Annotated in this window: 20 protein-coding genes, 1 tRNA gene and 2 pseudogenes; 10 read left to right on the top strand and 13 right to left on the bottom strand. The window is 71.5% G+C overall.

Annotated elements, in window-relative coordinates; translation table 11 throughout:
* Positions 1-41 precede the first annotated feature (41 nt).
* The 3 genes from ACZ7JA_RS11185 to nth form a co-directional block, all read right to left on the bottom strand.
* Positions 42-1,241, bottom strand: a complete 1,200-nt coding sequence (locus tag ACZ7JA_RS11185) for a MarP family serine protease (protein ID WP_351667399.1) — start codon at positions 1,239-1,241, stop codon at positions 42-44.
* A 119-nt stretch (positions 1,242-1,360) separates the two neighbouring features.
* Positions 1,361-2,065: an NUDIX hydrolase gene (locus ACZ7JA_RS11180; protein WP_351667401.1), complete on the bottom strand. Its 705-nt coding sequence runs from the start codon at positions 2,063-2,065 to the stop codon at positions 1,361-1,363.
* 52 nt (positions 2,066-2,117) lie between these two features.
* The gene (gene nth, locus ACZ7JA_RS11175; protein WP_351667403.1) at positions 2,118-3,038 is read right to left on the bottom strand and encodes an endonuclease III; all 921 of its coding nucleotides are present in this window, start codon (positions 3,036-3,038) and stop codon (positions 2,118-2,120) included.
* Positions 3,039-3,314: 276 nt separating this feature from the next.
* Between nth and ACZ7JA_RS11170 the strand changes: the two genes are divergently transcribed.
* Entirely contained in the window at positions 3,315-3,989 is a 675-nt protein-coding gene (locus ACZ7JA_RS11170; protein ID WP_199211391.1) for a Crp/Fnr family transcriptional regulator, read from the top strand.
* Between the two features lie 137 nt (positions 3,990-4,126).
* Positions 4,127-4,957: a nucleotidyltransferase domain-containing protein gene (locus ACZ7JA_RS11165; RefSeq protein WP_389300703.1), complete on the top strand. Its 831-nt coding sequence runs from the start codon at positions 4,127-4,129 to the stop codon at positions 4,955-4,957.
* 87 nt (positions 4,958-5,044) lie between these two features.
* Here the strand turns inward: ACZ7JA_RS11165 and ACZ7JA_RS11160 are convergent, their stop codons facing one another.
* From ACZ7JA_RS11160 to ACZ7JA_RS11145, 4 genes are read right to left on the bottom strand one after another with little or no spacing between them, the layout of a single operon-like run.
* The gene (locus ACZ7JA_RS11160; protein ID WP_351667408.1) at positions 5,045-5,875 is read right to left on the bottom strand and encodes an MBL fold metallo-hydrolase; all 831 of its coding nucleotides are present in this window, start codon (positions 5,873-5,875) and stop codon (positions 5,045-5,047) included.
* Entirely contained in the window at positions 5,872-6,801 is a 930-nt protein-coding gene (locus ACZ7JA_RS11155) for an NUDIX hydrolase (protein ID WP_351667410.1), read from the bottom strand. Before ACZ7JA_RS11155 ends, ACZ7JA_RS11160 begins: the two co-directional genes overlap by 4 nt.
* Positions 6,802-6,858: 57 nt before the next feature.
* Positions 6,859-7,323, bottom strand: a complete 465-nt coding sequence (locus tag ACZ7JA_RS11150; RefSeq protein WP_351667412.1) for a RidA family protein — start codon at positions 7,321-7,323, stop codon at positions 6,859-6,861.
* Positions 7,320-7,484: a DUF4177 domain-containing protein gene (locus ACZ7JA_RS11145; protein WP_136744038.1), complete on the bottom strand. Its 165-nt coding sequence runs from the start codon at positions 7,482-7,484 to the stop codon at positions 7,320-7,322. Before ACZ7JA_RS11145 ends, ACZ7JA_RS11150 begins: the two co-directional genes overlap by 4 nt.
* A 217-nt stretch (positions 7,485-7,701) precedes the next feature.
* Here ACZ7JA_RS11145 and bagA point away from each other — a divergent pair, with 217 nt between their 5' ends.
* Both bagA and bagB read left to right on the top strand, forming a co-directional pair.
* Positions 7,702-8,679: an ATPase BagA gene (gene bagA / locus ACZ7JA_RS11140; protein ID WP_351667414.1), complete on the top strand. Its 978-nt coding sequence runs from the start codon at positions 7,702-7,704 to the stop codon at positions 8,677-8,679.
* Complete coding sequence (bagB, locus tag ACZ7JA_RS11135) at positions 8,676-10,016, top strand: ATPase BagB (RefSeq protein WP_351667416.1); 1,341 nt, start codon at positions 8,676-8,678, stop codon at positions 10,014-10,016. Before bagA ends, bagB begins: the two co-directional genes overlap by 4 nt.
* 426 nt (positions 10,017-10,442) lie before the next feature.
* On the opposite strand, the gene wblA is transcribed toward bagB, so the two are convergent.
* A complete protein-coding gene (gene wblA / locus ACZ7JA_RS11130) occupies positions 10,443-10,781 on the bottom strand; it encodes a transcriptional regulator WblA (RefSeq protein ID WP_174266212.1) in 339 nt (112 codons plus the stop codon).
* Positions 10,782-11,313: 532 nt separating this feature from the next.
* On the opposite strand from wblA, the gene ACZ7JA_RS11125 reads away from it, so the two are divergent.
* Positions 11,314-13,620 carry a transglycosylase domain-containing protein gene (locus tag ACZ7JA_RS11125; protein WP_470807925.1) on the top strand — a complete coding sequence of 769 codons (2,307 nt, stop codon included), beginning with the start codon at positions 11,314-11,316 and terminating at the stop codon, positions 13,618-13,620.
* A 129-nt stretch (positions 13,621-13,749) separates the two neighbouring features.
* Here ACZ7JA_RS11125 and ACZ7JA_RS11120 read toward each other — a convergent pair whose 3' ends face one another.
* Positions 13,750-14,217 carry a GatB/YqeY domain-containing protein gene (locus tag ACZ7JA_RS11120; RefSeq protein WP_351667421.1) on the bottom strand — a complete coding sequence of 156 codons (468 nt, stop codon included), beginning with the start codon at positions 14,215-14,217 and terminating at the stop codon, positions 13,750-13,752.
* 94 nt (positions 14,218-14,311) lie between these two features.
* On the opposite strand from ACZ7JA_RS11120, the gene ACZ7JA_RS11115 reads away from it, so the two are divergent.
* The 3 genes from ACZ7JA_RS11115 to ACZ7JA_RS11105 all read left to right on the top strand — a co-directional run bounded on the left by ACZ7JA_RS11115 (position 14,312) and on the right by ACZ7JA_RS11105 (position 16,344).
* Positions 14,312-15,238 carry a metallophosphoesterase gene (locus ACZ7JA_RS11115; RefSeq protein ID WP_351667423.1) on the top strand — a complete coding sequence of 309 codons (927 nt, stop codon included), beginning with the start codon at positions 14,312-14,314 and terminating at the stop codon, positions 15,236-15,238.
* Between the two features lie 207 nt (positions 15,239-15,445).
* Positions 15,446-16,204, top strand: coding sequence for a Pr6Pr family membrane protein (locus ACZ7JA_RS11110; RefSeq protein ID WP_470807924.1), 759 nt, complete (start codon positions 15,446-15,448; stop codon positions 16,202-16,204).
* Positions 16,205-16,270: 66 nt separating this feature from the next.
* Positions 16,271-16,344, top strand: a tRNA-Pro gene (locus ACZ7JA_RS11105).
* 98 nt (positions 16,345-16,442) lie between these two features.
* Here ACZ7JA_RS11105 and ACZ7JA_RS11100 read toward each other — a convergent pair.
* The 3 genes and pseudogenes from ACZ7JA_RS11100 to ACZ7JA_RS11090 all read right to left on the bottom strand — a co-directional run.
* Positions 16,443-16,603 (bottom strand): annotated as a pseudogene (locus ACZ7JA_RS11100) (site-specific integrase); the annotation flags it as partial.
* A gap of 100 nt (positions 16,604-16,703) precedes the next feature.
* Positions 16,704-17,231: pseudogene (locus tag ACZ7JA_RS11095) on the bottom strand (SMI1/KNR4 family protein).
* A gap of 54 nt (positions 17,232-17,285) precedes the next feature.
* Entirely contained in the window at positions 17,286-17,684 is a 399-nt protein-coding gene (locus ACZ7JA_RS11090; protein WP_351667429.1) for a VOC family protein, read from the bottom strand.
* 92 nt (positions 17,685-17,776) lie between these two features.
* On the opposite strand from ACZ7JA_RS11090, the gene ACZ7JA_RS11085 reads away from it, so the two are divergent.
* Positions 17,777-18,766 (top strand): helix-turn-helix transcriptional regulator, encoded by a 990-nt coding sequence (locus tag ACZ7JA_RS11085; RefSeq protein ID WP_470807923.1) that lies wholly within the window; start codon positions 17,777-17,779, stop codon positions 18,764-18,766.
* A gap of 203 nt (positions 18,767-18,969) precedes the next feature.
* Positions 18,970-19,773, top strand: coding sequence for a nucleotidyltransferase domain-containing protein (locus ACZ7JA_RS11080; protein ID WP_470807974.1), 804 nt, complete (start codon positions 18,970-18,972; stop codon positions 19,771-19,773).
* Between the two features lie 359 nt (positions 19,774-20,132).
* On the opposite strand, the gene ACZ7JA_RS11075 is transcribed toward ACZ7JA_RS11080, so the two are convergent.
* The gene (locus ACZ7JA_RS11075; protein WP_351667433.1) at positions 20,133-22,106 is read right to left on the bottom strand and encodes a YncE family protein; all 1,974 of its coding nucleotides are present in this window, start codon (positions 22,104-22,106) and stop codon (positions 20,133-20,135) included.
* Positions 22,107-22,195: the final 89 nt, after the last annotated feature.

The raw sequence follows: 22,195 nt of genomic DNA, 5'->3' as shown, positions 1-22,195 counted from the left end.
CGCCCGGGGTCGTCACCGCGGCCGGTCCCCCGCCTCCGGGATCACAGGGCGCAGCTGTCGGTGCCCACCTGCTGGTTCGCGGTGCGGCCCCGGGCGATGTCCTGCTGGATCTCGTCCGCCGTGAGGGCGTAGCCGGTGTCGGCGTCGTCGAGGGACTTGGCGAACACCACTCCGTAGACCCTGCCGTCGGGCGTGAGCAGCGGGCCGCCGGAGTTGCCCTGACGGACGGTCGCGTACAGGGAGTAGACGTCCCGGCCGACCGTGCCGCGGTGGTAGATGTCCGGGCCGTTGGCGGTGATGCGTCCGCGCACCCGCGCGGCCCGCACGTCGTAGGAGCCGTTCTCCGGGAAGCCCGCGACGATCGCGCCGTCGCCGCCGGACGCGTCCTGGGTGCTGAACTTCAGGGCGTTCGCCGTGAGGTCCGGTACGTCGAGCACGGCGATGTCGCGCTTCCAGTCGTACAGGACGACCTTCGCGTCGTACTTGCGGCCCACTCCGCCTATCTGGACGGTGGGCTCGTCGACGCCGCCGACGACGTGCGCGTTGGTCATGACACGCCGGTCGGCGAAGACGAAGCCGCTGCCCTCAAGGACCTTGCCGCAGCTCTGCGCGGTGCCGGTGACCTTGACGATGGACCGCTGGGCGCGCGTGGCGACCGCGCTGTTCGCCAGGGCCGGGTCGGGCGGCTCCACGTCCTTGATCGGCTCGTTGGAGAAGGGGCTGAAGACCTGCGGGAAGCCGTTCTGGGCGAGGACCGAGGTGAAGTCCTGGAACCATGTGTCCGCCTGTGCGGGCAGCGCCTCGGAGACGCCGAGCAGCACCTTGGAGCTGCGGACCTCCTTGCCCAGCGTCGGCAGGGTCGTCTGGGCGAGGGCGGAGCCGATCAGCCAGGCGACGAGCAGCATCGCGACGACGTTGACGAGGGCGCCGCCGGTGGCGTCCAGCGCGCGGGCCGGGGACCAGGTGATGTAGCGGCGCAGTTTGTTGCCCAGGTGGGTGGTCAGGGCCTGGCCGACGGAGGCGCAGACGATGACGACGACCACGGCGACGACGGCCGCGGTGGTGCCCACCGGGGCGTTGTCGGAGACGGCGTCCCAGATGACGGGCAGCGTGTACACGGCGACGAGGCCGCCGCCGAGGAACCCGATCACCGACAGGATGCCGACGACGAAGCCCTGGCGGTAGCCCACGACCGCGAACCACACGGCCGCGGCCAGCAACAGGATGTCCAGCACGTTCACTGCTTCAGGCCTCGCCTACTCCACTCCGGTCCCAGCAGCCTCGGCCGGGGGTCCGAGGGCCCGCGGCGCAGCCGCCGACGTCACTGCCCTCGGGCGAACACAGCACGGGGTTCACCCTGTCATGACCGCCAGTCGAGCGGGACCTGCTTGTCCCGGTCCCAGGGCCGCTCCCAGCCCGCGTAGTGCAGCAGACGGTCGATCACTCCGGCGGTGAAACCCCAGACCAGGGCCGATTCGACCAGGAATGCCGGACCCCGGTGGCCGCTCGGGTGGACGGCGGTGGCCCGGTGGGCGGGGTCCGTGAGATCCGCCACGGGGACGGTGAAGACGCGGGCCGTCTCGTTGGGATCGACGACGCCGACCGGGCTGGGCTCGCGCCACCAGCCGAGCACGGGGGTGACGACGAAGCCGCTGACCGGGATGTAGAGCGCGGGCAGCACGCCGAAGAGCTGGACGCCGGACGGGTCGAGGCCGGTCTCCTCCTCGGCCTCGCGCAGCGCGGCTCTGAGCGGTCCGTCGCCCGCCGGATCGCCGTCCTCCGGGTCCAGGGCGCCGCCCGGGAAGGACGGCTGGCCGGCGTGGGAGCGCAGGGAGCCGGCCCGCTCCATGAGCAGCAGCTCGGGGCCTCGCTCGCCCTCGCCGAAGAGGATCAGCACGGCCGACTGCCGTCCCGAGCCGTTCTCCGGCGGCAGGAAGCGGCTGAGCTGGAGCGGCTGGACCGTCCGCGCCGCCCGCACCACCGGGTCCAGCCAGTCGGGAAGGCCCTCCTCGCTCAGTGTCACCGGCCCCCTGTGCGTGTCGTGCGTCTCGTGCGTGTACGTCATCGCCACCCCCGTCCTGCCGTGTCCAACGCCCGAGGGCACCGAGATCGTTCCGTCATCCGGCCCCCAGCGGCGGCGCGGGCCTGCCGCCGGCGTCGAGGTAGGCCTGCGGCGGCTTCAGTCGCTGGCCGGGGAGGCCGCCCTTCTCGTACTTCAGGAGCTTCTTCGCCTTCTCCGGGTCGGTCTCGCCCTCGCCGTAGGCCGGGCAGAGCGGGGCGATGGGGCAGGCGCCGCAGGCGGGCTTGCGGGCGTGGCAGATGCGGCGGCCGTGCCAGATCACGTGGTGGGACAGGTCGGTCCAGTCGCTCTTGGGGAACAGGGCGCCGACGGCCGCCTCGATCTTGTCGGGGTCGGTCTCGTCGGTCCACTGCCAGCGCCGGACCAGCCGCTGGAAGTGCGTGTCCACGGTGATCCCGGGCCGCCCGAAGGCGTTGCCCAGGACGACGAAGGCGGTCTTGCGGCCCACGCCGGGCAGCTTGACCAGTTCCTCCAGTTTTCCGGGCACCTGGCCGCCGAAGTCCTCGGCGAGGGCCTTCGAGAGGCCTATGACCGACCTGGTCTTGGCCCGGAAGAACCCGCAGGGGCGCAGGATCTCCTCGACCTCCTCCGGGTTGGCCGCCGCGAGGTCCTCGGGCGTGGGGTACTTGGCGAAGAGCGCCGGGGTGGTCTGGTTGACCCGCAGGTCGGTGGTCTGGGCCGACAGGACCGTGGCGACCAGGAGCTGGAACGGGTTCTCGAAGTCCAGCTCCGGGTGGGCGTAGGGGTAGACCTCGGCGAGCTCGCGGTTGATGCGGCGGGCGCGGCGGACCAGCGCGGTGCGCGACTCCCCGGCCGGCGGCTTCACGGCGATCTTCTTGACCGGCGCGGACTTCTTCACCGGCACGGCCTTCTCGGCGCCCACCGCCTTCTCGGCCGGTGCGACCTTTTTGGACGATTTGTCGCTTTTACTACTACTGCCGGGACCCTGTTCGCCCACAGCGGAATCTCGACGTGCAACCACCCGTGCAGCCCCCTTGCCCTGTGCTCTCACCGGCGTTTTGGACACCCGGCCAGCCTAAAGCCCGGCACCGACATCCGCCCCGGACCCGGGGGATCGGCCCCCGATTGGACCCCTGCCGCGTACCCCGGGACATCTGTGCGGCATCCTTGTGACAGATCACACTGTTTGGACCGCCCGGCAAAACGGGGAACACGGTCCCCTGGTAGCCGGGGGATCATGGTCCCCTGAGCAGGTCGACAAGGGAGAGAACTCGTGGACGACGTTCTGCGGCGCAATCCGCTTTTCGCGGCGCTCGACGACGAGCAGGCCGCGGAGCTCCGCGCCTCCATGAGTGAGGTGACCCTCGCGCGTGGTGACTCGCTGTTCCACGAGGGCGACCCCGGTGACCGGCTGTACGTCGTCACCGAGGGCAAGGTCAAGCTGCACCGCACCTCTCCCGACGGCCGCGAGAACATGCTCGCCGTCGTCGGCCCCAGCGAGCTGATCGGCGAGCTGTCGCTGTTCGACCCGGGCCCGCGCACCGCGACCGCGACCGCGCTCACCGAGGTCAAGCTGCTCGCCCTCGGCCACGGCGACCTCCAGCCCTGGCTGAACGTGCGCCCGGAGGTGGCCGGCGCCCTGCTGCGCGCCGTCGCCCGCCGCCTGCGCAAGACCAACGACGCCATGTCCGACCTGGTCTTCTCCGACGTCCCCGGCCGTGTCGCGCGCGCCTTGCTGGACCTCTCCCGCCGTTTCGGCGTTCAGTCCGAGGAGGGCATCCACGTCGTCCACGACCTCACGCAGGAGGAGCTGGCCCAGCTCGTCGGCGCCTCGCGCGAGACCGTGAACAAGGCGCTGGCGGACTTCGCCGGGCGCGGGTGGCTCCGCCTGGAGGCGCGTGCCGTGATCCTGCTGGACGTGGAGCGCCTGGCCAAGCGGTCCCGCTGACCGCCCGCACACGCGCGTGAGGCCCTGCCGTACGGCGGGGCCTTTCGCATGCCCCGCGCGGGGCGGCAAGGCCCATCGCAATGCCGACAGCCCGTAAATCGCCCGCCCCGGGGCCCCGCACCGGGCACAGTGAACGCATGACCGACACCGTTCAGCGTCCCGGACTCGACACGCAGGGGTTCCTCGTCCGCGAGGGCTCCCTCGCGCGCGTGCCGGACGCGTTCCGCCCCGTCGTGGCCGCCGCGCGCGACCGGCTGCCGGACCTCCTCGGGGCGCGGCTGCACAGCGCGTACCTCTACGGGTCGATCCCGCGCGGCACCGCGCGCCCCGGGCGCAGCGACTTCGATCTGCTGCTTGCGCTGCGCGAGGAGCCGACGGACGCCGACCGGCAGGACGTGCGGGCCTTCGGCGAGCGCCTCGACGAGGAGTTCCCGCAGATCGACGGGGTCGGCGCGCTGCTGTACGGCCGGGGGCGGCTGCTGAGCGAGATGGAGCGGCACGACATGGGCTGGTTCGTCGCCTGCCTGTGCACACCGCTGCTCGGGGACGACCTCGCCGCGCACCTGCCCCGGTACCGCCCCGACTCCCTGCTGGCCCGGGAGACCAACGGCGACCTCGCCCTGCTGCTGCCGCGCTGGCGCGAGCGGATCGAGCGGACGGCAGGCACCGAGGAGGCGCTGCGGCCGCTCGTCCGTTTCATGTCCCGGCACCTCGTGCGCACCGGCTTCACCCTCGTGATGCCCCGCTGGCGGGGCTGGACCAGCGACCTGCGCGAGATGGCCGGCGCGTTCGGCGCCCACTACCCGGAGCGGGCCGCGCAGATGCGCCGGGCGGCGGAGTGCGGCTACGAGCCCGTCGGCGACGCGGACGTACTGCGGTCGTACGTGGACGACCTCGGCCCCTGGCTGGCCGCCGAGTACGCGCGCGTGCACGGTGTGAAGGCCCCCCGGCCGGAGGACCGGCTCTGAGCGGCCCCGCGGGCCTGCGCCACCCGCCCTGCGGGTGGCCGCGGCTTGCGGGAGCCCGGCCCGACGGGCACCCGGCGTACGGGACCGCTATATGAGTCCGTGCTCGCTCAGGTAGTCCATCTGGGCCCGCACCGACAGTTCCGCCGCCGGCCACAGGGAGCGGTCGACGTCGGCGTACACGTGGGCGACGACCTGCGCCGGGGAGCGGTAGCCGTCCTCGACGGCCGTCTCGACCTGGGCGAGCCGGTGGGCGCGGTGGGCGAGGTAGAACTCGACGGCCCCCTGGGCGTCCTCCAGGACCGGCCCGTGGCCCGGCAGGACCGTGTGGACGCCGTCGTCCACGGTGAGGGAGCGCAGGCGGCGCAGGGAGTCCAGGTAGTCGCCGAGGCGGCCGTCCGGGTGGGCCACGACGGTCGTGCCGCGCCCGAGGATGGTGTCCCCGGTCAGCACCGCCCGGTCGGCCGGGAGGTGGAAGCAGAGAGAGTCCGCGGTGTGCCCGGGGGTCGGTACGACCCTCAGCTCCAGACCGCCGACCGCTATCACGTCACCGGCGGCCAGGCCCTCGTCGCCGAGCCGGAGCGCCGGGTCGAGGGCGCGCACGCGCGTGCGGGTCAGCTCGGCGAACCGGGCGGCGCCCTCGGCGTGGTCGGGGTGGCCGTGGGTGAGCAGGGTCAGGGCTATGCGCTTGCCGGCCTTCTCGGCCGTGTCGACGACGGCGCCCAGGTGGCCGTCGTCCAGCGGCCCGGGGTCGATCACCACGGCCAGGTCGGAGCCGGGCTCGGAGACGATCCAGGTGTTGGTGCCGTCCAGGGTCATCGCGGAGGCGTTGGGCGCGAGCACGTTGACGGCGCGTTCGGTCGCCGGACCCGTGAGGACACCGCCCCGGGGCTGTCCGGGCAGGGCGCTTGCGTCCGTCATGCGGGGCCTCCTCCGGTGCTCGGGGCCGTCGTCCCGCGTTCCGTCCCAGGTGCCCCGCCGGTGGCCGTCCCACTCGCCGGGACATGCTTGGTGAACTCGTCGTGCCCGGGCCAGGACAGGACGATCTCGCCGTCCACCAGGCGGGCTCTGGCCAGCACCGGGGTCATGTCCCGCGCCGGCGCGGCCGCGAGCGCCCCGGCCGCCGTGTCGTACGGCAGGAGCTGGCGCAGGGTGGCGATGGTGGGCGGCATCATCAGCAGCTCGCCCCTGTCGTACCCGGCTGCGGCCTCCTCGGGGCGGATCCACACCGTGCGGTCGGCCTCCGTGGAGGCGTTGCGGGTGCGCTGGCCCTCGGGCAGGACGGCCACGAAGAACCAGGTGTCGTAGCGCCGGGACTCGAACTCCGGGGTGATCCAACGGGTCCAGGCGCCCAGCAGGTCGGAGCGGAGCACCAGGCCGCGGCGGTCCAGGAACTCGGCGAACGACAGCTCGCGCGCGACGAGGGCGGCGCGGTCGGCCTCCCAGTCGTCCCCGGTGGTGTCCCCGACCACCGAGCCGGCGTCCGGGCCGGCGAGCAGGACGCCCGCCTCCTCGTACGTCTCCCGCACGGCGGCGCAGACGACGGCCTGGGCGCCGCTCTCGTCGACGCCCAGCCGTTCGGCCCACCACGCGCGCGTGGGACCCGCCCAGCGGACCAGGCGGTCGTCGTCGCGCGGGTCGACACCGCCGCCGGGATACGCGTACGCGCCTCCGGCGAAGGCCATGGAGGCGCGTCTGCGCAGCATGTGGACGGCCGGACCGGCCGCGGTGTCCTTCAGGAGGAGCACGGTGGCCGCGCGCTTCGGGGTCACCGGCACGAGGGTGCCGTCCGCGAGCGCGCGGATGCGGTCGGGCCACTCCGGGGGATACCACTGACCGTTCGCCATGGCCGGAGGCTATCCCGTGTAGGGCGAATGTTCGAGAGGCACCCGAGGTCAGAGAGGTTACCGGTCGAGCTCGACCTGGATCTCGACCTCCACCGGGGCGTCCAGCGGCAGCACCGCGACGCCCACCGCGCTGCGGGCGTGCACGCCCTTCTCGCCCAGCACCTCGCCGAGCAGCTCGCTGGCGCCGTTGACGACACCCGGCTGCCCGGTGAAGTCAGCGGCCGAGGCGACGAAGCCGACGACCTTCACCACGCGCGCGATGCGGTCCAGGTCGCCGGTGACGGACTTCACGGCGGCCAGCGCGTTCAGCGCGCAGGTGCGGGCCAGCTCCTTGGCCTCCTCGGCCGTGACCTCGGCGCCCACCTTGCCGGTGACCGGCAGCTTGCCCTCCACCATCGGCAGCTGGCCGGCGGTGTAGACGTAGACGCCGGACCGCACGGCCGGCTGGTACGAGGCCAGCGGCGGCACGACCTCCGGCAGGGTCAGGCCCAGTTCGGCCAGCTTCTCCTCGACCGCGCTCACGCCTGCTTCTCCCGCTTCAGGTAGGCCACGAGCTGCTCGGGGTTGTTCGGCCCGGGCACGACCTGGACGAGCTCCCAGCCGTCCTCGCCCCAGGTGTCCAGGATCTGCTTCGTGGCATGGACGAGCAGCGGCACGGTCGCGTATTCCCACTTCTTGGTCATGGGCCGACTGTAGCCGCTGCGGTCACCCGGTCAGGCGGCCGACCACGGCCTCCGTCGCCCGCGGCGGGCACCGGTGCACGGGTGTGCCGTACGCCGGGCAGGGAGCGGAAGGCGCCGGACGCGAGGACGGCGGAAGGGGGTCCCGGGGGCCGGTCGGGAGCGCGGTTGTCCACAGCCTCCCGCGTGGACATCGGCCGGACTGGTTAGGCTCGAATACGTGAGCAGGCTCCAGGTCGTCAGCGGCAAGGGCGGGACCGGCAAGACGACGGTCGCCGCCGCACTCGCGCTGGCCCTCGCGACCGAGGGGAAGCGGACGCTTCTCGTGGAGGTCGAGGGTCGGCAGGGCATCGCACAGCTCTTCGAGACAGATGCGCTGCCCTACGAGGAACGGAAGATCGCGGTCGCACCCGGTGGCGGGGAGGTGTACGCCCTCGCCATCGACCCCGAACTCGCCCTTCTGGACTATCTCCAGATGTTCTACAAGCTCGGCGGCGCGGGCCGGGCGCTGAAGAAGCTCGGCGCGATCGACTTCGCCACCACGGTCGCGCCGGGACTCAGGGACGTCCTGCTGACCGGCAAGGCGTGCGAGGCGGTCCGCCGCAAGGACAAGGCCGGGCGGTTCATCTACGACTACGTGGTGATGGACGCGCCGCCCACCGGCCGCATCACCCGGTTCCTCAACGTCAACGACGAGGTCGCCGGACTCGCCAAGATCGGCCCGATACACAATCAGGCGCAGGCGGTGATGCGGGTGCTGAAGTCGCCGGAGACGGCGGTGCACCTGGTGACGCTGCTGGAGGAGATGCCCGTCCAGGAGACCGCCGACGGGATCGCCGAACTCCGCGCGGCGCGGCTACCGGTGGGCCGGGTCATCGTGAACATGGTCCGGCCGGGGGTGTTGGACGCGGAGGACCTGGAACTCGTACGGACCGTGCCGCGCGCCTCCGTCGCGCGGTCCCTGTCGGCCGCCGGGCTCGGCGGGGCGCGGCGCGGCGGGCACGCCGAGCGGCTGGTGGACCCGCTGCTGGAGCAGGCGGCCGAGTACGCCGAGCGGCACGCGCTGGAGCAGGAGCAGCGCGCGGTCCTCGGCGAACTGGAGCTGCCGCTGCACGAACTGCCGCTGCTCGTGGAGGGCATGGACCTCGCGGGCCTGTACGAACTCGCCACCGAGCTGCGGAAGCAGGGGTTGTCATGAGCGTGGACCCGGCCGAGGCGCAGGACGCCGCCCGACCTCATCTCTCCCCCGCGCGCGTGCTGGACGTCGATCCGCTGCTGGACGACCCGGGCACCCGGATCGTGGTGTGCTGCGGCTCGGGCGGCGTCGGCAAGACGACGACCGCGGCGGCGCTGGGCCTGCGGGCGGCCGAGCGGGGCCGCAAGGTGGTCGTCCTCACCATCGACCCGGCCCGCCGGCTCGCCCAGTCGATGGGCATCGACTCCCTCGACAACGTGCCCAGGCGGGTCAAGGGCACCGAGGGCGACGGCGAGCTGCACGCGATGATGCTCGACATGAAGCGCACCTTCGACGAGGTCGTGGAGGCGCACGCGGACAGTGAGCGGGCGGCCGCGATCCTGGCGAACCCCTTCTACCAGTCGCTCTCGGCGGGCTTCGCGGGCACGCAGGAGTACATGGCGATGGAGAAGCTGGGGCAGCTCCGGGCGCGGGACGAGTGGGACCTGATCGTGGTCGACACCCCGCCGTCCCGCTCGGCGCTGGACTTCCTGGACGCGCCCAAGCGGCTCGGTTCCTTCCTGGACGGCCGGCTGATCCGTCTGCTGACCGCTCCGGCCAAGCTGGGCGGCCGCGCGGGGATGGCCTTCCTCAACGTGGGCATGTCGATGATGACCGGCACCCTGGGCAAGCTGCTCGGCGGTCAGCTGCTGAAGGACGTGCAGACGTTCGTGGCCGCGATGGACACCACCTTCGGCGGCTTCCGCACCCGCGCGGACGCCACGTACAAGCTGCTCCAGGCGCCCGGTACGGCGTTCCTGGTGGTGGCGGCGCCGGAGCGGGACGCGCTGCGCGAGGCGGCGTACTTCGTGGAGCGGCTGGCCGCGGAGGCCATGCCGCTGGTGGGGCTGGTGCTGAACCGGGTCCACGGCAGCGGCGCCGGGCGGCTGTCCGCGGAGCGGGCCCTCGACGCCGCGGAAAATCTTGAGGACCCCCGCATTGTGGATCAGGGGGACGGGAAAGCTGGACTTCGTAACTCTCCCGACACGCAAGGCAGTTCAGAAACTCCCGCTGCCACGCCATCGGCTCCGGACGACGGCTCCCCCGCCGGCACCGACGACGGCTCCCCCGCCGCGGACCCGGAGCGGACTGTGGACCAGCTCACCGCAGGCCTGCTGAGACTGCACGCCGAGCGCATGCATCTGCTCTCGCGCGAGCAGCGCACGCGTGACCGTTTCCTCGCCCGTCATCCCGAAGTGGCGGTCGTCGAGGTACCGGCGCTGCCCGGTGACGTGCACGACCTCACGGGGCTGCGCGACATCGGCGACCGGCTGGCGGCGGGGCGTACGGAACTGTCGTAGCGCTTACCGCTCGGCGTGCACGCGTACGTGGCGGTCGTCCGCGTACGTGGCGGTCGTCCGCGCGGGTCCGGCGGACGGCACGCACCGCGCGTTCGCGCGCGCGTGACTGCTCCTGGCAGGCATGCGCGTCGGTCGCGTGCTCGGACAGCGGGCGCACGCGGCTAGCCAGAGCGCCTGTCACCCACGCCGCGTCGGGGGCCGCACCGCCGCGACACCCCGTCACCGCTGCGACGGGCCAGTGCCACTCCGACGGACCACTGTCGCTCGTCGGCCCGGCGGCCACCTGCCCAGCGGGCAGCGTCACGCCGACGCGTACCCGCCGGCCGGGGCCGAGGCCGCTCCTGGAGCGGCCGTCGCCTCAACCACGCACGCCTCGACCGCGCTCGCCCCGAATGGTTCCGGGGCGACACCCAGTGGCATGTGCCCTCAGCTGACCGCCGCGTAGTTCTCGTACACCTCGTCGCTGTCGAGGGACACGATGCCCGCGCCGCGCTCGTACTCCGAGCGTGCGGTCTCCAGCAGCCTGCGCCAGGAGGTCACCGTGGGCCGCCGGCGCAGCAGTGCGCGGCGCTCCCGCTCCGTCATGCCTCCCCACACGCCGAACTCGACGCGATTGTCCAGCGCGTCGGCCAGGCACTCGGTACGTACCGGACATCCGGTGCACACCGCCTTGGCCCTGTTCTGCGCTGCTCCCTGCACGAACAGTTCATCCGGATCAGTAGTGCGGCAGGCAGCCTGCGCACTCCAGTCGGTTACCCAGCCCATACCGGCGCCGTCCTCTCCCGAATCGAGGCTCCCCCACGGCGGCAGCGGCATATTCACCGCCGCCAGTTGAGGACGTTACGGAAGGTGGGCACAGCGCAACACCCCCTTCGGGCCCAATCTTGAATGGTCCGAACGGACTATGGGTAAGCGGCAGATCACCCGGGGGAGTGAGCTGACGACATGCGCGACCATCCCGGCATACCGGGACGGCTGTGGTGTGCCACACGGTGCGTCAGGTGACACACGAGGCGGAATCGGACACGCCCCGCCGAAGATTCAGGGGTACTTCCGGAACGATTCGGGTTCGCCGGACGTATTGATGTGTGGCCCGCCGCTGTGACAGTTACGAGCAGCTTAGGCCAAGGCCTGTGCGCCTGTCCGGCGAATGAGAACGTAGGCCCCGCTTCGCCGTGCCGTGACAGCGGCCCCGGGCCGCCGGGCCGGAGGCGCGCACGTCACGATCCGGCACCCGAACATCCCGACGGAGGGCCGCTCCCTCGGAACGCTCATGAGTACGGATTAGGCTGCCCCCATGGCAAAGAAGCGCTCGAGCGGTGGCCTGTCGGCGACGCAGCAGGCCGCCAAGTTCCTCGGAGTCAGTGTGCTCGCGGGAGCCGTGATGGCAGGCATCGCGCTGCCCGCGGCCGGCGCGCTGGGCCTCGCGGCCAAGGGCTCGGTCAAGGGCTTCGACGAGATTCCGGCCAACCTCAAGAGCCCCCAGCTCAGTCAGCGCACGACCATACTGGACAGCCGGGGGGCCCAGATCGCGACCGTCTACTCCCGTGACCGCACGGTGGTGGACCTCAAGAACATCTCGCCGTACATGCAGAAGGCGATCGTCGCGATCGAGGACTCGCGCTTCTACAAGCACGGCGCGATCGACCTCAAGGGCGTGCTGCGCGCCCTGAACAAGAACGCGCAGAGCGGCGGCGTCTCCCAGGGCGCCTCCACGCTGACCCAGCAGCTCGTGAAGAACTACTTCATCGAGGAGGCCGGCGACGACCCGACGAAGGTCGCCGAGGCCACCCAGCAGACCCTCGGCCGCAAGGTCAAGGAGCTGAAGTACGCGATCCAGATCGAGGAGAAGCTGGGCAAGAAGAAGATCCTCGAGAACTACCTGAACATCACCTTCTTCGGCGAGCAGGCCTACGGCGTCGAGGCGGCCGCCCAGCGCTACTTCTCCAAGCACGCCAAGGACCTGAACCTGCAGGAGTCGGCGCTGCTGGCCGGCATCGTGCAGTCCCCGAGCCGCTACGACCCGGTGAACGACGAGGCCGAGGCCACCAAGCGGCGCAACACCGTGCTGCAGCGCATGGCGGAGGTCGGCAACGTCTCCCAGGCGGAGGCCGACCGGGCCAAGGAGAAGCCGCTCGGACTGCACGTCAGCCAGCCGAAGAACGGCTGCATCACCGCGACGAAGGGCTCCGCGTTCTTCTGCAAGTACGTGGAGCACGTCTTCCTGACCGACCCGACCTTCGGCAAGACCCGCGATGAGCGCGCCAAGCTCTGGAACCGCGGCGGACTGACCATCCGTACGACGCTCGATCCGCAGGCCCAGGACTCCGTCCAGGCCTCGCTGAAGGAGCACGTCTACAAGTCCGACAAGGTCGCGGCGGCCGCCACGCTGGTCGAGCCCGGCACCGGCAAGGTCCTGGCCATGGGTCAGTCGAAGCCGTTCGGCTACGGCAACAACGAGACGGAGTACAACTTCTCGGTCGACCGGGACCTGGGCGGCTCGAACTACGGCTTCCCGACCGGTTCGACGTTCAAGCCGTTCGTGGCGGCGGCCGCGATCGAGGGCGGCAAGCCGGCGACGCAGGAGTACTCGGCGCCGTACAAGATGAACTACCCGAGCCCCGTCCAGCGGTGCAGCAGCAACCCGTACGTCAACACCAAGAACGAGACGGTCGAGAACGAGAACGAGTCGGAGAAGGGCCCGTACCGCATGAAGGAGGCGATGGCCAAGTCCATCAACACCTACTTCGTGCAGCTCATCTCCGACATCGGCCTGTGCCCGGTGGTGAAGATGACCGACGCGCTGCACGTGGTGCAGGGTGACGGCTCGAAGCTCCCGGAGACCCCGTCGATCGCCCTCGGCTCGATCGGCCTCTCCCCGCTGACCATGGCCGGCGCCTACGCCACCTTCGCCTCCCGCGGGATGTACTGCACGCCGGTCGCCATCGAGTCGATCGTCCAGAAGGTCGGCACCGAGCAGAAGTCGCTCGAGGTGCCCAAGTCCACCTGCTCGCGCGCGATGAGCGAGAAGACCGCCGACACGGTCAACACGCTGCTGCGCGGTGTGGTCGACTCCGGTACCGGCCAGGAGGCGGGCCTGAACGACCGTGAGAGCGCGGGCAAGACGGGTACGACCGACGAGCGCAAGAACGCCTGGTTCGTCGGCTACACCCCGAACATGTCCGGCGCGGTCTGGGTGGGCAGCGCCAAGCAGAACGTGAAGATGACCGGGATCACCATCGGCGGCGTCTACCGCGATCTCGTCTTCGGCGGTCAGGTCCCCGGTCCCATCTGGCGGGACGCCATGGCCGGCGCCCTCGCCGGCAAGGACGCCCCGGACTTCCAGCTCGTCGACATCCCGGACGACCAGGGGGACGGTGGTGACCAGGGAAAAGGCGATCAGGGGGGACGCGACAGGAACGGGGACAACACGGGGGGACGGACCGGGGGACTGATCGGCGGACCGACAAACGGGGGAACAAGCCAGGGCGGTGACACCGGCGGGACCGTCCCGACCCCGACCTTCTCCTTCCCCGACAACTTCATCGAGGGCCAGACCAACGGCGGCACGCACGGGAACGGCAACGGGGGGCGCCGGGGATGACGCCTCCCCCATGACGGGGCGACTGTGAAACGGCGGGGCCGCACCCTCTGCGAGAGGGTGCGGCCCCGTGGTCGTGCACGCGGTGTCCGGGGGCGGGCCACCGGCGTGATCAGGCGCCGGTGGCGCGTCTCAGCCCTGCAGCAGCTTCTTCACCGCGGCGGCGACGCGGCCGCCCTCGGCCTGGCCGGCCACCTTCGGGTTCACGATCTTCATCACGGCGCCCATGGCCCGCGGCCCCTCGGCGCCGCCCGCCTTGGCCTCCTCGACGGCCTGGGCGACGATCGCGTTCAGCTCGTCGTCGCTGAGCGGCTTCGGCAGGTACGCGGCAAGGATCTCGCCCTCCGCCTTCTCCCGCTCGGCCTGCTCGGCGCGGCCGCCCTGCGCGAAGGCCTCGGCCGCCTCGCGGCGCTTCTTGGCCTCACGGGTGATCACCTTCTGCACCTCGTCGTCGGAGAGCTCGCGCTTCTCCTTGCCCGCGACCTCCTCCTTGGTGATCGCGGTGAGCGTCAGCCGGAGCGTCGAGGAGCGGAGCTCGTCGCGCCCCCTGATCGCGGCGTTGAGGTCGTCCTGCAGCTTCGACTTGAGCGTGGTGGTCATGGGGCCGATTGTCTCAGGTACCGGGGCGCGAACGCCCATTGATTTCCCGGGCGGCCGGTCCCGGGCATACCGCGGGGTCTGACACGATGGTCGTATGCGCGCGCGATATGGAGTACCCCTGGGAATCATGGCGGCAGGCGCCGCCGGAGTGGCCTACGCGGCGGGCTTCGAAGCCCGCTCCTTCCGCCTCCGACGGGTGACGGTCCCGGTCCTCCCGCCGGGCATGGGTCCGCTGCGCGTGCTCCAGGTCTCCGACATCCACATGGTGCGCGGCCAGCGCAAGAAGCAGCGCTGGCTGCAGTCGCTGGCGGGGTTGCGCCCGGACTTCGTGATCAACACGGGCGACAACCTCTCCGACCCGGAGGGCGTCCCCGACGTGCTCGACGCGCTCGGCCCGCTGATGGAGTTCCCGGGCGCGTACGTCTTCGGCTCCAACGACTACTACGGCCCGAGGCTCCGCAACCCCGCCCGCTACCTGCTGGAGAAGACGAGCGGACGGCACGGCCTGAACGGCAACCCACCGGCCGTGGGCGTGATCCACAACCCCTGGGAGGACATCAGGGACGGCTTCGACGCGGCGGGCTGGCTGAACCTGACGAACACCCGGGGCGTCCTGAAGGTCGAGGGCGTGTCGATCGAGCTGACGGGCCTGGACGACCCGCACATCAAGCGCGACCGCTACGCGCAGGTGGCGGGCGGCCCCTCCGGCTCGTACGACTTCTCGATGGGCGTCGTCCACGCCCCCTACCTGCGCGTCCTCGACTCCTTCACGGCGGACGACTACCCCCTCGTCCTGGCCGGCCACACCCACGGCGGCCAGCTCTGCATTCCCTTCTACGGCGCCCTGGTCACCAACTGCGACCTGGACACGGACCGCGTGAAGGGCCTGTCCCGGCACACGGCGGAGGGCCGCACGTCCTACCTGCACGTGTCGGCGGGCTGCGGCACCAACCGCTACACCCCCATCCGCTTCGCCTGCCCGCCGGAGGCGACGCTGCTGACGCTGGTCGGCCGGGAGTAGGCCGGACGGCGCCCTGGGCCGGGGCGCCGTCCTGAACCGGGGGGGCGCCGGGACTGGGGGCGCGCCAGGCGGGTGCCGGGCGGCGGCCCCCTGTCGATGGCGGAAGGACCGAGGGTCGGAGGGTCGGAAGGGCGGACCACGGTGGCCGCAAACCCATTCGGACTGCCCCATATGGCCCCATTCATCCCCTCTGCCTAGCGTGAGGGCATGACCGCCCCGATACCCAGGGACATCCCGGACCTGCCCGCGGTGCCCGGCCCGCCCCTCCTGCTGCCCGCCCCGGTCCCGGCCACGGCGGTGGTGGGCCCCACGCACCGCCCCCTGGCAGCGCTCTTCCGCCTGATGATCGCCCTCGCGGCGGCCGGCGGCGTCGTCCTGCAGCTCCTCCTCGGCACCCCGGCCCGGACCCTGAGCTACTTCAGCGTCCAGGCCGACATCCTGCTGGCCGTCGTCATGCTCTCGTCGGCCTCCAGAGCCTGGCGAACGCGTCGCCCCCTGCCCGCGTCCGTGACCGGCGCCGCTCTCCTCTACGCCGTGATCAGCGCCCTGACCTACCAGGTCCTGCTGGCCCACGCCACGCCGCCGTTCACGATGACGGACGCGGCCCCGCCCCCCGCCCGCTGGCACGCCCAGTGGGCAGCGCTCCAGCTCATCCACACGGTCGCCCCACTGGCGGCCCTCCTGGACTGGCTCCTGCTCACCCCCGCGGCCCGCCTGCGCCTGCGCCACGCCGCGACCTGGCTCCTCTACCCCCTCGCCTACCTGGCCTTCTATCTCACCCAGGCGGCGCTCCGGTCCCCCTCCGCGCCGGCCCGGTACCTCTACCCCTTCCTCGACGCGCAGACCCACGGCTACCGCGACACCCTGGCGAACGCCCTCCTCATCGGCCTCGCCATCTACGCCCTGGCGGTCCTCCTGGTCGCCCTGGACCACGCCCGCCCGAGCCCAGTCCGCCACCGCGGCTAAACCGGATTTCGTCTCCGGCCACCAGTGGGCTAAAGTAAACGACGTCGCCGCGAGAAGCAGCGACATCGGGGTGTAGCGCAGCTTGGCAGCGCGCTTCGTTCGGGACGAAGAGGTCGTGGGTTCAAATCCCGCCACCCCGACAGCCGAAACAGCAGCTCAGGCCGGTACTGGATTCAGTACCGGCCTGAGCTGTTTCTGCCTGCGTTGTCTATCTGAGTGACTACCGCTTCCCGCGTGTCTACAGGTGCCGTTCCTGCGTGCCGAAGATGCCGTCCATGACCACGGCGCCGGTCTGGATCACGGGCCGGATCTGCTTCCGGTAGACCTCCTTGGTCACGGCGGTCGCGGCCGCCCCCAGTGCCCGACGAGCCTCGAGAGCTCGCGCGGCGGCACGCCCCGAGTCGGGGCGGTCTCCGTCTGGACGAAGGTGCGCGTCCTGGGTGGGCGTCCGTCCTGCTCGTGGGGTGCCGAGCACGGCACGACTGGGCGGTGAGTGCGGTTAGCGGCAGAGGGGCGTGATGGTCTCGTCGAAGTTCGGGAATTCCTGGGTTGCCTGTTCGACCACTGCGGCCGCCGGCTGTTCGGAGCGGGCGGCGAATCGTTTGGCGACGGCCGTCAGTTTCTGGTTGTGGCGCGGAGTCCAGTCGGAGGCGTACGACGTGGCCGCTTCCCAGGGGCCGTATCCGCCGGCCAGCAGCCACAGGAACGCGTTCAGGTCGCGCGCCACGACACCGGTCTCTCCCTCGGAACCGAGGAAGACCACGGGCTGGTCGGCCAGCGGGCGGTGTGGGTGGACGAGCCAGATGGCCGCGTAGCCACCCGTACCATCCTGGCCGAACACTCGGAAGCAGTCGCCGTCCAGCTTCGCGTTGCCTGTCTACGCCCGGAACCAGTCGGTGGTGTCCTCGGCGGACAGGAAGGCTGGGAAGGGTTCGAAGTCGACGCCGTGGCCGTCGTCGTAGTCGAACGGGAGCGTCAAGGCCGCGGCCAGGGCCGCGGGGAACTGGCGATCAGCGGGGTCGACCACGCGGACAGGTTGGCGATCAGCCCGCCGGCCTCGGCGGGAAGGGTTCGTGGGGGGTCAGCGGGCGAACTTCGCGATGGCCGCCGGGGTGACGGGGGTGAAGAAGTTGACCAGGTTGCCGTCGGGGTCGCGCAGCAGGAGCGATCGGTTGCCCCAGGGCATCGTGGTCGGCTCGGTGACGAAGTCCGTGACGAAGCCGGTCAGGTTCTGGTGGACGCGGTCCACGTCGTCGACGAGGAACTCGGTGATCACGCTGTGGTTGTCCGCCGGGCGGGCCGAGCCCGGGGCGAACAGCGGGACGGTGCTGCTGCCGGCGATCGCGAGGGTGGCGCCCGCTGTGGTCAGTTCGGCGAAGTCCTTCGTGGCCCACGTCGCCCGCGCCCCCGTGGCCCGCTCGTAGAACTCGACGAGGCGTGCCACGTCGCCGGTGATGATGCGGATCGAGACGAACTCCATGGGGATCTCCTTGGCTGTGCTTGAGGCGTGCACTGCGCAGGCTAGGAGGAATAGTGGACAGAATCGGTCCTCTATTCGCCTAGGTTGTGTACATGTCCCGACCCACCGCCCGCGTGCTCACCCTCCTCGAACTGCTGCAGTCGGGCGGCACCCGGACAGTGGCCGAACTGGCCGACCGGCTCGGCGTCGAAGGGCGCACCGTGCGGCGGTACGTGGACCAGCTGATCGACCTCGATGTGCCCGTGGAGTCGGTGCGCGGCCGCTACGGCGGGTACCGGCTCGCGCCCGGGTACCGCCTGCCTCCCCTCATGCTCAGCGACGACGAGGCGCTGGCCGTGCTGCTCGGCCTGGTCGCCGGCCGCCGAGCCGGGCTGACGACGACGCAGCGCACGGCCAACGAGACGGCGTCGGTGAAGGTCCGGCGAGTGCTGCCCAAGCACCTCGCCCGCCGGCTCGACACGCTCCTGGAATCCCTCGCCTTCACTGAACAGCCCGGGGAATTCGAGGCCCCGGACACCGGGGTACTGCTCACCGTCGCCGACGCGGTGCGCCACCGCCGGCCGGTCTTGGTCCGCTACACCGACCGCGACGGGCGGCGCAGCGAACGCACGCTGCACGCGTACGGGATCGTCGCGCATGCGGGCCGGTGGTACGTCACAGGCAAGGACGCCCGGATCGGCGAGAACCGGACCTTCCGGCTCGATCGCATCGCGGACGCGCGGACCCTTCCCGGTTCGTTCGAAGCGCCCTCGGGTCCCGGTCCGGCGCAGCGCGTGCTGTCGGCGTTCGCCACCGCCGAGTACCGGTACGAGGTGACCCTGCGGATCCACGGGACGGTCGAGCAGATCCGCGCCCACCTGCCCGCGGGCATCGCGAGCCTCGAGGAGCTCGAACCCGCGGCGGGCCAGGACCAGGTCGCCGAGCGCTGGCACCGCGTCGAGCTGCGGGCGGAGCGGCTCGACTGGGTGCCTCCCGTGCTCGCCTCGCTCGACCGGCCGTTCGTCATCGAGCGCCCCGACGAACTGCGCGACCTCGTCAGCGCGCTCGCCGATCGCCTCGCTTCCAGCGCTCGCCAAGCGTGAAGGCGGGGAGGTACGACCGCTGGGCGCTGCGCTCGTAGCGACGCAGTCCGCGCAATTGAGACGCCTGCTCCTCGACGTCGCCCACCTCGACGTCGCCCACCTCGGCGGCGCCCACCTCGGCGGCGCCCAGCCGCCAAGGGCGGCGGAGAAATTGGTCGCTGTGAGTCGGCCGGTTCTGCACACTCTGGTGCGTGGAGCGCCTGATGGAGATCGCTGGTCGGCTGGCCGGCGTCGGTGGAGTGGTCGGTGTGTGTCTGGGCGGCAGTCGGGCCAGGGGGACGCATCGTCCCGACTCCGACTTCGATCTCGGGGTGTACTACCGGCCCCCGCTGGACACGGCCGCCCTGCGCCGGCTCGCGTTCGAACTGACCGGTGAGCGGGTCGAGGTGACGGAGCCGGGCGGGTGGGGGCCGTGGGTGGACGGTGGGTCCTGGCTGACCGTCGACGGGTGCCGTGTCGACTGGATCTACCGCGACCTGGACCGCGTTCGCCGGATCTGGGAGGAGTGCCGGGAGGGGCGCTTAGAGGTCGGGGTACAGGCCGGGCATCCGCTCGGGGTGTACTCCCACGCGTATGCCGGGGAGCTGGCCCTCGGCCGGGTTCTCGTCGATGACAGCGGTCGGTTGCGGGCCCTGCAGCAGGAGACCCGGCGCTATCCGGAGCCGCTGCGCGAGGCGCTGATCGCCAACGCGCGGTGGGAGGCTCCCTTCATCCTGGCCAACGCCCGCAAGGGAGCGATGCGCGGCGACACCTTCCATGTCGCCGGCTGCCTGTTCCGCGCGGTGGGGCTTCTCGTCCACGGCCTGCATGCTCACGCGGGCTGCTGGGTGGTGAACGAGAAGGGTGCTGTTCAGGCCGCGGGGGAACTCCCGGGTGCGCCTCGGGACTTCTCCGGGCGGGCCCACGGTCTGTTCGCCGCGCTCGGCACGGGCCCGGATGCGCTGTTCAGCGTGCTCGATGCCGTTGACGAGCTGGCTGCCGAGGTTTGCGGGCGGCTCGCCGGCTGAGACAGGCCTCGATGGCTTCGGCCACCGGCAGGTCGCGCCTATCTGCGGCGCCGGACGTACCAGCCCACGGCCAGCACCACCAGAAGCGACGCCACGAACGCCCACACGGTCGTCGCCGTGTCGAAGGACCGGTACACGAGGGCCAGCATGGGTGGACGGGTACCCGGTATGCCGCGCGACAGTGACGACGGCTGCGACGGCTGCGACGGCTGCGAGCGGGAGGCTGGCCTGCCAGTCCGAATGCGTGCTGGTGGGCGGCTCCGCCCAGGGCGGTGGGCCGCGCGAAGGGGCGGCCCTGCGCACCGACATGCCGGCGGCACCGGCAGAGGCTCTGCCGGTGCCGCTGGGTCACCCTCGGGTCAGCTGGAGAAGTACAGGTACTTCCACGAGCCGTACGTCGTCGTGTTGACGGTGTCGCCCGAGGAGCCGTTGATGTAGGACGCGCGGACGCGGGCCTTGATGCCGGACTGGCCGGGGGCGCCCAGGTTCACGGCGCACTTGCCGTTGGAGGCGAGCTTGAAGTACTCCGAACTGCCGTCCGTGGCGTACCACTTGCCCTGGTAGTAGACCTGGAGGTCGAGGCGCTCCTTGCGGCCCGAGTAGTACGACATGGTCGTGGTGATCACCGGAGCGGTGTTCTTGTGGAACCAGTAGTACGTCGTCGTGCCGATCTTGGCCTTCTTGTAGTACTTCGACATCACGCTGGAGTTCTTCACCTTGGCGAAGCCCGTGGACTTGACCGTCTTCGGCTTGTAGCGGGCGTCGCCCTTGAAGACCGCGGTGACGTCGGTGTCGCGGGTCATGTCGACCGTGGCGGAGATGTTGCCGTGCGAGTCGACCGTGCCGCTCTTGAGCAGCTTGTTGGGCTTGTCGCCGCCGTAGGGGTTGGCCCAGATCTCGACCGTGCGGTTCTTGTACGTCGTGCCGAGGTGCGCCGTGAACTTCACGTCGGCGCCGTAGGAGTACACCTTGCCGTTGTTGTTCAGGCTCAGCGAGGTCGAGGCGCGGGAGACGGAGACCTTGCCGGTCGCGGAGACCGCGGAGTGCGTGGCGTCGCCCGCGTACCTGACCTTGTAGGTGACCGTGCCGCCGGCGGGCGGGGTGTCGGAGAAGGAGTACGTGCCGTCCGACTTCACCGTGACGTCGGGCAGCGCCTTGCCGCTCGGGGACTCCAGGTCGGTGCGGGTGGCCTGGAGCTTCACGCCGGCCGGCAGCGGCACCGACGCGGTCAGCCGGCCGGTGACGGTGAGCGACTTGCCGCGGGTCGCGGTGGCCGGCGCCTTGACCGTCAGGGCCGGGCTGTTCAGCCCCGGGTCGGTGAGGACCTTGAGGGTGTAGCCGTCGCTCTCGCTGCCGGTGCCGACCAGCGCGAAGACCCGGGAGTCGTCCGGCGCCCAGGCGAGGTCGGCCGGGCGGGAGGTGCTGCCCTGGTCGTAGGTGTGCAGCGGCAGGGTGGCGTTCGGCTGGTACGTGAGGATCTTGGTGCCGCTCGCCTGGGCGACGAGGCCGTTGGAGGCGATGTCGGCGAACTGGCCGCCGGGGTAGGAGCCGGCGGCCTTGAACGTGCCGTTCGCGTAGGCGTCCCGGTCCCGGCCGTTGACCAGCACCTGCTTGCCGCCGGGCACCACGTCGATGTCGCCGATGCCGTTGTTCAGGGAGTAGTCGCCGTTGTGCCAGGCGACCACGGCGGGCTTGGCGCCGGAGACGTCGAGCACGGCCATCGAGTCCGAGGAGAGCCCGGTCTCGCCGACGGCGAGGACGCCCGGCTGGGTCGGGTCGGTGTCCAGCAGCGCCTGCCCCCAGACGCCGACCGAGGTGCCCTCGGTCGGGAACTGCGCCATGGCCACCGGGTCGGCGCCGGTCGCCGGGTCCACGGCCGGGTCGACGGAGCCGATGTCGCCGTCCCACTGGTCGCCGTAGGAGAACCACACCTTGCCGCCGCTGAACGCGACGTGGCGCGGGCCGTAGTTGGTGGAGACGGTGTAGCGGGCCTTGACGTCCAGGGTGGTCGCGTCGATGGCCCAGATCTCGTGGATCTGCGGCGCGGCCGCGTACACGGTCGAGCCGTCGTCCGAGACGACGAGGTCGCTGACGCCGGTGACACCGCCGACCGAACCGAGGACGGCGCCGGAGTAGTCGGCGGCCACGACGGTGTCCTTGGCGGCGTCGCCGACGAACACCCGCTTCACCGCGCCGTCCACCGCGAGGCCGCCGGGCGTGGTGACCCGGGCGGCCGAGGCGGCCGAGGCGGTGCCGGCCACGCCGGCGCTCAGCGCCGCCGAGCCGAAGAGGACCGCGAGCGCCGTCGCGGTCGAGATGCTGCGCCTACGCACAGTGCTGTTACCCCCACGAGGAGACCCGGTGCAGGACCGGGGAGATGAGTGCGCCGCGCGGCACCCGGACGTGACCGCCGGACGGCGGT

This window comes from Streptomyces sp. NPDC038135 (assembly GCF_055601245.1).
The sequence above is the reverse complement of the archived record's forward strand: the minus strand, read 5'-3'. Positions and strand labels throughout refer to the sequence as shown.

Bases quoted from the DNA above. Each gene is read 5' to 3' on its own strand.
- ACZ7JA_RS11090 (WP_351667429.1), bottom strand. From the start codon at position 17,684: ATGGAGTTCGTCTCGATCCGCATCATCACCGGCGACGTGGCACGCCTC.
- ACZ7JA_RS11155 (WP_351667410.1), bottom strand. From the start codon at position 6,801: ATGGCGAACGGTCAGTGGTATCCCCCGGAGTGGCCCGACCGCATCCGC.
- ACZ7JA_RS11085 (WP_470807923.1), top strand. From the start codon at position 17,777: ATGTCCCGACCCACCGCCCGCGTGCTCACCCTCCTCGAACTGCTGCAG.
- ACZ7JA_RS11110 (WP_470807924.1), top strand. From the start codon at position 15,446: ATGACCGCCCCGATACCCAGGGACATCCCGGACCTGCCCGCGGTGCCC.
- ACZ7JA_RS11115 (WP_351667423.1), top strand. From the start codon at position 14,312: ATGCGCGCGCGATATGGAGTACCCCTGGGAATCATGGCGGCAGGCGCC.
- ACZ7JA_RS11120 (WP_351667421.1), bottom strand. From the start codon at position 14,217: ATGACCACCACGCTCAAGTCGAAGCTGCAGGACGACCTCAACGCCGCG.
- wblA (WP_174266212.1), bottom strand. From the start codon at position 10,781: ATGGGCTGGGTAACCGACTGGAGTGCGCAGGCTGCCTGCCGCACTACT.
- ACZ7JA_RS11180 (WP_351667401.1), bottom strand. From the start codon at position 2,065: ATGACGTACACGCACGAGACGCACGACACGCACAGGGGGCCGGTGACA.
- ACZ7JA_RS11145 (WP_136744038.1), bottom strand. From the start codon at position 7,484: ATGACCAAGAAGTGGGAATACGCGACCGTGCCGCTGCTCGTCCATGCC.
- bagB (WP_351667416.1), top strand. From the start codon at position 8,676: ATGAGCGTGGACCCGGCCGAGGCGCAGGACGCCGCCCGACCTCATCTC.
- ACZ7JA_RS11125 (WP_470807925.1), top strand. From the start codon at position 11,314: ATGGCAAAGAAGCGCTCGAGCGGTGGCCTGTCGGCGACGCAGCAGGCC.
- ACZ7JA_RS11165 (WP_389300703.1), top strand. From the start codon at position 4,127: ATGACCGACACCGTTCAGCGTCCCGGACTCGACACGCAGGGGTTCCTC.
- ACZ7JA_RS11080 (WP_470807974.1), top strand. From the start codon at position 18,970: ATGGAGATCGCTGGTCGGCTGGCCGGCGTCGGTGGAGTGGTCGGTGTG.
- ACZ7JA_RS11160 (WP_351667408.1), bottom strand. From the start codon at position 5,875: ATGACGGACGCAAGCGCCCTGCCCGGACAGCCCCGGGGCGGTGTCCTC.